The 6,381-nt window shown below is 71.8% G+C and carries 7 protein-coding genes; 3 read left to right on the plus strand and 4 right to left on the minus strand.

The genetic code is table 11. From position 1 onward, the window contains the following. Positions 1 to 728 (plus strand): DUF481 domain-containing protein (locus tag ACTS11_RS09735; protein ID WP_442640124.1); only part of this gene is annotated, 728 nt, incomplete at its 5' end. Between the two features lie 231 nt (positions 729 to 959). Here the strand turns inward: ACTS11_RS09735 and ACTS11_RS09740 are convergent. The 4 genes from ACTS11_RS09740 to ACTS11_RS09755 form a co-directional block, all read right to left on the minus strand. Beyond that, positions 960 to 1,748: a DUF5602 domain-containing protein gene (locus tag ACTS11_RS09740; protein WP_442640125.1), complete on the minus strand. Its 789-nt coding sequence runs from the start codon at positions 1,746 to 1,748 to the stop codon at positions 960 to 962. Positions 1,749 to 1,811: 63 nt separating this feature from the next. Next, positions 1,812 to 3,155: an FAD-binding oxidoreductase gene (locus tag ACTS11_RS09745; protein ID WP_442640126.1), complete on the minus strand. Its 1,344-nt coding sequence runs from the start codon at positions 3,153 to 3,155 to the stop codon at positions 1,812 to 1,814. Between the two features lie 242 nt (positions 3,156 to 3,397). Continuing rightward, positions 3,398 to 4,753, minus strand: coding sequence for a GAF domain-containing protein (locus ACTS11_RS09750; RefSeq protein WP_442640127.1), 1,356 nt, complete (start codon positions 4,751 to 4,753; stop codon positions 3,398 to 3,400). Continuing rightward, complete coding sequence (locus tag ACTS11_RS09755) at positions 4,750 to 5,289, minus strand: hypothetical protein (protein WP_442640128.1); 540 nt, start codon at positions 5,287 to 5,289, stop codon at positions 4,750 to 4,752. The genes ACTS11_RS09750 and ACTS11_RS09755 overlap by 4 nt, the downstream gene beginning before the upstream one ends. A gap of 318 nt (positions 5,290 to 5,607) precedes the next feature. Between ACTS11_RS09755 and ACTS11_RS09760 the strand changes: the two genes are divergently transcribed. Together ACTS11_RS09760 and ACTS11_RS09765 are read left to right on the plus strand one after the other, a co-directional pair. Further along, positions 5,608 to 6,021 carry a BLUF domain-containing protein gene (locus tag ACTS11_RS09760; protein WP_442640129.1) on the plus strand — a complete coding sequence of 138 codons (414 nt, stop codon included), beginning with the start codon at positions 5,608 to 5,610 and terminating at the stop codon, positions 6,019 to 6,021. Between the two features lie 155 nt (positions 6,022 to 6,176). Then, a partial coding sequence (locus tag ACTS11_RS09765; protein ID WP_442640130.1) for a helix-turn-helix domain-containing protein occupies positions 6,177 to 6,381 on the plus strand: 205 nt, incomplete at its 3' end.

The following is a 6,381-nucleotide window of genomic DNA, read 5'->3' on the forward strand; positions in this document are numbered from 1 at the left end:
CCCGCAACGAGGCCCTGGGAGAACAGATCCAGGAGGATTTCGAGACCGACTTCGACAGGTTCGGAAACCTCGGGCGCGAGGTCGGCTTCGACGGCTCGCTCTCGCTCCGCGGCACCGCGTCGAGCGGCAACAGCGACAGTGCCGACCTCGGCATCGGCGCCAACCTCGGCTTCTACGACGGGGTCAACGGCTACAGCCTCCAGCTGAACTACGCCTACAGCGAGACCGAGGGGACGACGGACGAGGAAAGCCTGTTCTACGACCTCGAATACACGCGCGATTTCACGGCGCGCGCCTATGGCTTCGCCAAGCTCCAGGGAACGGTGGACGCGTTCTCGGCCTACGAGACGGACACCTTCGTCGGCATCGGCGCCGGCTACCTGGTCTACGATCAGCCCGACATCCGGTGGTCGGTCCAGGGCGGCCCCGGCTACAGGGTCGCGAGCCTCGACGACGCGCTCGACCGGGACTTCGAGGAAGCCGCCGTCAGCCTGTCGTCGAACTTCTCCTACATGATCAACGACACGACCTTCCTGACCAACGACACCGACATCATCGGGTCGGAGTCCGATACCGTGGTCCTGAACGAGCTCGGCCTGACCGTCGCCATGGACAGGCAGCTCGCACTCAGGACGAGCATCGCGACGGAGTATCACACCGATCCGCAGCCGGGCTTCGACGACACGGACCACGTCTTCGGCGTGTCGCTGATCTACAGCTTCGACTGACGGCGGTGAGGCCGACGGACGACCGGAGGGCCCGCATAGGGTCTTCCGGTTCGACCCGCTGCGGAGGTGCGACGCCACCCGGCACGACACGCCCTGCGACCCGCGTTGCGCCCGGGGCAGGCAGGGGGCGGACGAGCCCGGGCGTCCAGCTCCCGGGCTCGACCCCGTGCCGGACCGGTTCCGGCGCCCCTTGATGGCCGGGCGGCGGCGTGCCGCCCGGCGCCGTTCCGTTCAGTTCGTCTCGGGCGACCCGGCCCCGTCGCCGGGCACCCGCGCCTCGAGCGCATCGATCGAGACGACGTGGACGCCCCTCTCCGCGTCGAAGGACACGCTCCAGGCATTCGGCAGCGCGACCGCCTCGGCGACGCGCGCGGGCTGGCCGACGCTGCCGCCGAACCCGCGGCGGGACGCCAGGAGGTCGCGCGTCACCATCGGCTCGACGAAGATCATCTCGCCGTCCCAGGCGCCGTAGATCATCACCGCCTCGAAGGGCTGGCCCGCGAAGACGGGATCGGTCGCGTCGACCCAGTGCTCGCCCATGGCGGGGATCGGGTCGAGCTCCGGCGGCGGCACGAAGTTCGGCGGCATCAGCTCGGCCGAGGGGCGGTTGCCGGCCTTCTCCATGAAGCGCGGATCGGCGGGATCGATGGCGAGCCGCTCGGCCTCGGAGAAGAGGTAGAAGTGCACGTCGAAATGGGGGACGCCGAAGAGGTCGCCGGGCGCGTGCCCGTGCGGCATCCAGTCGAGCGAGACGTGGTCGTAGCCGGCGTCGAGGGCGGCCTCGGGCAGCGGCACGGTCACGAAGACCATGTCGTGGCCGAGCGAGGCGACGGCCGCCTCGGTCATCTCGATGCCGATGCGGGTGGCGGCGCCATCGGCACCGGTCTCGGCGTAGGCGCGGACGCTGCCGTCGCCGAGGGGCAGGGACGGCCCGAACTCGATGCCTTGCGCGTGCAGGGCGAGGGGCGACAGCGCGAGGCCGGCCAGAAACGCGGCGCGGAAGGTGGTCTTGGGGATCATCACAGGGTCTCCTCTTGTGGGATGAAGGGGGCCCCGCGCCGGGCGTCGGCGCGGGCGGTCGGTTCACTCGGCCGCGAGGGCCGGGGAGGGGATGCGGCGCAGGAAGACGCCGCGCGGATCGAGGACGGAGCGGAGCGCGTCGAGACGCGCGCGCATCTCCGGCGCCAGCGTCGGCAGCGCGCGGTCGGGCCGGTCGAGATCGGCCTCGCCCACATAGGCGCCGGTGCAGAGGGGCGCGACGCCGTCGATCGCGGTGCGGAGCCAGGCGATGTTCCGGGCGTCGTCCCGCTCGCCTTCCCAGATCGCGTAGAGCGCGCCGAAGATGCGCCCGTGGCAGGAGAAGGCCGCATCCCGGGGCGTCTCGACGGCGTTCGGGCGCAGGACCACGAGCGCCATGCTCTCGCCCGAGGGCGCGCGCGCCATGTCCTGCGTGATCCGCCCGAGCACCTCGCCGAAGCGCGCCTCCGACCAGAGCGTGTCGACCGCGTAGCGCCGGCCCCTCGGCATCGAGGGCTCCGTCGCCTCGTAGAGCGCGGAGATCGGCGTCGGCATCGGGCCGACGACCTGGAGCGCCTCGGGCGCATCGTGGCCGAGCGCGGTGTGGATGGCGCAGGCCTCGGCATCCGTCCGGGCGAAGACCGTGGCGATGGCGGCGATCACCGGGCCGTTCGGCGCTGGCGTGACCTTGCAGGTGAACTCGACGCAGGGGGGCGCGTCGGCCATGACGCTCTCGGCCCAGGCCGCGACATCGGCCACGCGGGCCGCCGGGTAGACCCGGACGCAGGTGCTCGTGGCCTTCGCGGCCTCCCGGAGCTCCAGGTGGTAGGCGGTCACGACGCCGAGGAAATCCGGCCCCGCGCCGCGCGCCGCCCAGAAGATGTCGGCGTTTTCCCGTGCGCTCGCCGTGACGAGGCGCCCGTCCGCGAGGACGACCTCCACCGCCGCCACCGAGAAGCAGGCGAAGCCCCATTCGGCCGAGTTCCAGCCGACGCCACCGCCGAGCAGGTAGCCCGACATCGGCACGCTGCCGCAATGGCCGAGCGGGAAGGCGAGGCCGTGCCGCTCGAGGGCGGCGGCCATGCGGGCGTTGGTCACGGCGGGCTCCACGCGCGCGGTCCGCGCCGCGAGGTCGAGCGTCAGCCCGTCGAGCGCGCCGAGGTCGATGACCATGTCGGCCTGCGTCGCGATGCCGGTGAACTGGTGGCCGCCGCCCCGCGGCGAGACCGTCAGGCCGTTGGCGGCGGCGAAGCGCACGGCCTCCGCCACGTCTCCGGCGCAGGCGGCGCGGACGATGAGCTTCGCGCGGCGCGCGGGCTTGCGGCCGTTCCAGATGAGTGCGTCGGCCTCGGCGCCATGGCGCGGCGCGAGGGCGGTGATGACGGCGCCGCCGATGCGGGCGATCAGCATGTCGGTGTTCATGTCGTCTCTCTTCCGGGCACGGCATCGGGCGCCGGGCCCTCTCGGGTCGGTTTCGTGGCGGCGCATCCCGCGCCGCCGGGTTCTGTTCTGTCGGGGTGAGCGGTGCCGCCGTCCTGGCGGGTCCGCTTCCTGAGGCGCTCTATAGGCGCGCGCCCGGCGGGAGGCTTGCTAAGTCTCGCGTCACCGAAGCCTAAATGGATGCTAAGGGAATGCTCACGCGGCGGTTGCGCTCAGGCGACCTCGGCTCCGCTGTCATCGCCCGCGTTCTCGAGAACGATCCGACACCGGCTGACGAGGCGGAAGAGGCCGCGCCCGGTCTTCTCGATCCGCAGGCACGCGCCCCGTTCCTCGAGCCTCCGGCGCAGCAGCACGAGGCGCGCGTCGAGGTTCTCGGCATGGTCGGGGAGCTTGAGCGACCGGTCGAGGCGCAGCTCGCGCGTGGTGAAGTCGGTGCGCCCCGTCGCCGCGTGCTCGCGCAGGAGCCGCCAGAGGATCGCGCCCGCGACGCCCTTGATGAGATAGTCGTGGTCGATGAACACGCTGTCGTCGCGCGGGTAGTGGCGGATCGTGACGCCGCCGGCCGCGGCGACGGCGGGAGGGTGCGCGGGCGGCGCCTCCGCCGCCTCCTCCCCGCGCAGCAGCGCCATCATGGCGCCGAGCTGCGTCGCGAGCAGCACCAGCGCGTCCTCGCACGCGTGGTCGAAGCGCATGACCTCGTCCGATTCCGCGAAGAGGACCCCGAGGACGGTTCCCTCGGCCATGACCGGCACGGCGATCTGGCTGTGCGGCGTGCCGAGCCCCGGAAAGGGAACGCCGTGCGGCTCCTCGGCGAGAAGCCCGGCGCTCAGCGCGGCAGCGCCCAGCGCGGCTCCGTAGCGATAGTCCGAGGTCATGTGGCCGATGCAGATGGGCACGCCTTCGCGGGCCGCCACGCCGATGACGCCCTCGCCGGGCAGGATCTCGGCGCCGATGCCCGACACGGCGTAGCCCCGCGAGCCCAGCGCGAAGAGCCGCCCGTCGCCTTCGGCCATGAGCAGGATCGCGTTCGAGACGCCGAGGTGCTTGACCATGCCGTCGAGAACGGCGTCGGCAAGGTCGTCGAAGTCCCGGCAGCGCGCGAGGTCGTCGACGCAGGACCGCACGGCGGACAGCAGCGATACGCCCCGGCAGTCGGGCGGCGCCGAGGGGGCCTCGACCTGCTCCATCGCCACCACGCGGAAGACATCCGCGCCGAGCAGGCGGAACACCTTCTCGAGGCCGTGATGCGACGCGATGCCGGCGAGCTTGGCCTTCATCGTCTCGAAGAGCGGCCCCGCGTTCCGCGTCTCCACGTAGTCGAGGTCGAGCCGGTAGATCGCGAGGGTGGCCGGATCGAAGAGCTGCACGCAGGCCTGCCGCGTCGCGAGAAGGTTCCGCCGCGTCTTGTTGAAGAACTGGTAGGACAGGGCGACGTGTTCCTCGTCGACCCAGTGCACCTGGCTGATCATCGAGGCGTTGGGCAGGCCCTCCGCGTCGCAGGTGCAGAGGGTGGAGGCGCAGAAGCCGTGCATCGTCCCCCGGAGCGCGCGCAGGTCGATGCCGTTCATCGCGGCAGCTCCGCCCCGGCGCCGGGGCCGGGCGTCTGCGTGAAGACGCGGTCCGGCACGAACTCGAGCGAGACGAGATCGGTGGCGCCGCAATAGGCGTAGGCCTCGGCCTGCCGGCGCGCGTAGCCCAGTTCCACGAGATCGTCGGCGAGCAGCGCGGACTGGCGCGCCGCCTCGCTGGTGTCGTCCGAGGCAATCTCCCCGATCGCCGCGCGCGCGGCCTTGAGCTGGATCGAGCGGTGGTCCCGTGCGCGGGAGAAGGTGGCCGCGACGGCGCTTCCCCCGGCCACGGCGGCGATGAAACCGGCGTTGGTCGCCCTCGAGACGAGAACGCGCACCGTTCTCCTGTCGCGGACGCGGCACGCGACGCCCCCGCCGATGATCGGCCGACCGTCCGCGCGGCGCGCGCCGAGCGTGATGCCGACCCCGCATTGCAGGAAGGCGACGATATGGGCGGGCAGCACGTCCGATCCCGGCGCGGCGTCGCGCCAGGCGATCTGGTCATCCGTGGGTGTCGCGTAGGCGGAGGTCGCCATCTTCGTTGCCCGGGGAAAACCGGCAAAAAGGCCGTCCGCACCGTCACGATACCCTCAAGGACTACCATGAAGGACCGGGCACGGCGCAAGCCGGATTCTGTGGTGCCGGCCATGCCGATCCGTGGCGCGCGGCGGGCGGACCCGTCGAGAGAGCCCGGGCAGCCTCTCGTCGCCCCGTCGAGACGTTGCGTGCCGCCGCTCCGCCCCCGGGCCGCTCCGCGCCGACCGAACCCGCAAGAAACGAAGCAGGCAAAGGCGGTCCACCCCTGTGAGACCGCGCGCAACGCTCTATCTCCCGGCACGAAGGAGCGTGCGATCATGACCCTGTTTCGAGCGGTATACACCTCCCGCCCCTTCGGCTTCGACACCGCCATCCTGAACGGAATCCTCCTCGACGCGCGGCGCGCCAACACGCGCGACGGGATAACCGGGGCACTGATCTGTCGGGGCGACATCTACCTCCAGTGGCTCGAAGGGCCGGAGGAGAAGGTGCGCGCCGCCTTCGCGCGCATCCGGCGGGACGATCGCCACGTCGAGGTGAGGCTTCACGTCGCGGAACCGCTCGACGCGCGTGTCTTCGGGGACTGGGCGATGCTGCACGATCCCGCCGCGACATGGATCTGGACGCAGCGTGAGGTCGCGGACGGCGCGGCCGAGCGGACGACCCCCGAGGAGGTGACGGGCTTCTTCCTGCGCCTGCGCGACAGGGGCCAGGCCTCCGGTCCGGTGTGACGCGCCGTCCCGGAGCGAGCGCCGGAGCCGGAATGCAAGCCGGATGGGGCAGGGCGGCGGGAACCTCGGTCCTGCACCTCGTCGGCGGCGGTGTCTTTAGCCTGCCTAAAAAATCGCCTTGACGGAATCGAGCTTCCGGGCGCAGCGTTTTAGCCATGCTAAAACCCGCGCCCTCCGAACCGGTACGCCAGCAACTCGGGTCCGCACTCCGGGCCCGGCGCCAGGAACTGGGCCTGACGATGCAGGCGGTGGCCGACGCGGCCGGGCTGTCGGTCGGGTTCATCAGCCAGGTGGAGCGCGACCTGCCGGCGCCCTCGCTGTCGTCGCTGGCGAGCCTCGCCGAGGTCCTCCAGACCCCGA

The sequence above is a fragment of the Roseicyclus sp. genome (genome assembly GCF_052168335.1).
Taxonomy (GTDB): domain Bacteria; phylum Pseudomonadota; class Alphaproteobacteria; order Rhodobacterales; family Rhodobacteraceae; genus Roseibacterium.

Coding starts and splice junctions, on each gene's coding strand:
- ACTS11_RS09740 (WP_442640125.1), bottom strand. CDS start 1,748: ATGATCCCCAAGACCACCTTCCGCGCCGCGTTTCTGGCCGGCCTCGCG.
- ACTS11_RS09755 (WP_442640128.1), bottom strand. CDS start 5,289: ATGGCGACCTCCGCCTACGCGACACCCACGGATGACCAGATCGCCTGG.
- ACTS11_RS09760 (WP_442640129.1), top strand. CDS start 5,608: ATGACCCTGTTTCGAGCGGTATACACCTCCCGCCCCTTCGGCTTCGAC.
- ACTS11_RS09745 (WP_442640126.1), bottom strand. CDS start 3,155: ATGCTGATCGCCCGCATCGGCGGCGCCGTCATCACCGCCCTCGCGCCG.
- ACTS11_RS09750 (WP_442640127.1), bottom strand. CDS start 4,753: ATGAACGGCATCGACCTGCGCGCGCTCCGGGGGACGATGCACGGCTTC.